We start from the raw sequence: 1013 nt of genomic DNA on the forward strand, positions 1-1013 counted from the left end.
TCTAGAACTGACAGAGGTTGTTGACACTCGGGTCTTCCGATCCTAGGAAGACTCCCATGACAAGAGACGACCTTGCACGCCAGCGTCAGGCCAATCACCGGCTGGCCATCATCCGGCACGTGGAGGAGGTCAGCGGCAACGTTGCGGCGACCTGCCGGTACTACGGCATCAGTCGGCCCACCTACTACACCTGGTTGCACCGCTACGAGGAAGAGGGCTTGAAGGGGCTGGAGGACCGTTCCAGTGCCCCGCATCACATGCCCACCGCCACCCCGGCCGAAGTCGTGGAAAAGATCCTCTGGCTGCGTCAGCAGTACCACTTCGGCCCCGAGAAAATCTCGATGTACCTGCAGCGGTACCACGACGTCACCGTCAGCGTCTCCGGGGTGTGGCGGATCCTGCACAAGGCCGGGATTAGCCGGCTACCGGCCTCTCAACGCCACAAGCGCACCGAGACCCGGTGGAAGCGTTACGAGAAGCAGCGCCCCGGCCATCAGCTGCAGGTGGACGTCAAGTTCCTCGAGCCCATAGGCCAAGCGGGGAAGGCGAAGAAGTACTACCAGTACACCGCCATCGACGACTGCACGCGTCTGCGGGTGCTACGCGCTTACCCGCGCAACGACCAGAAGACGGCCATCCAGTTCATTGACTACGTGCTGGCCAAGCTGCCCTTCGCGGTGGAGCGGATCCAGACCGACAATGGCCAGGAGTTCGGCTCGGCGCTGCACTGGCACATCCTCGACAAGGGCATCGGCCACATCTACATCAAGCCCCGAACGCCCCGGCTCAACGGCAAGGTGGAACGCTCCCACCGCATCGATTCCGAGGAGTTCTACCGCCTGCTCGAGGGTCAGGTCATCGACGACGCCCAGCTGTTCACCGAAAAGCTCCAGGAGTGGGAGGACTACTACAACTATCACCGCCCTCACGGAGCCCTCGGCGGGCAGACACCCTACGAACGACTCCGCCAGAAAACCCAAGACCCACTGTCATAAGCCTCCGTCAGTTGCACA

The 1013-nt window shown here is 62.2% G+C and carries 1 protein-coding gene; it reads left to right on the plus strand.

Translation table 11 applies throughout. The features are described from left to right. Positions 1-56: 56 nt before the first annotated feature. A complete protein-coding gene (locus tag ACFYE1_RS17455; RefSeq protein WP_387745830.1) occupies positions 57-995 on the plus strand; it encodes an IS481 family transposase in 939 nt (312 codons plus the stop codon). The last annotated feature ends 18 nt before the right edge of the window (positions 996-1013 follow it).

Origin of the sequence: Kocuria nitroreducens (assembly GCF_042879195.1) — a bacterium.
Classification (GTDB): Bacteria; Actinomycetota; Actinomycetes; order Actinomycetales; family Micrococcaceae; genus Kocuria; species Kocuria nitroreducens.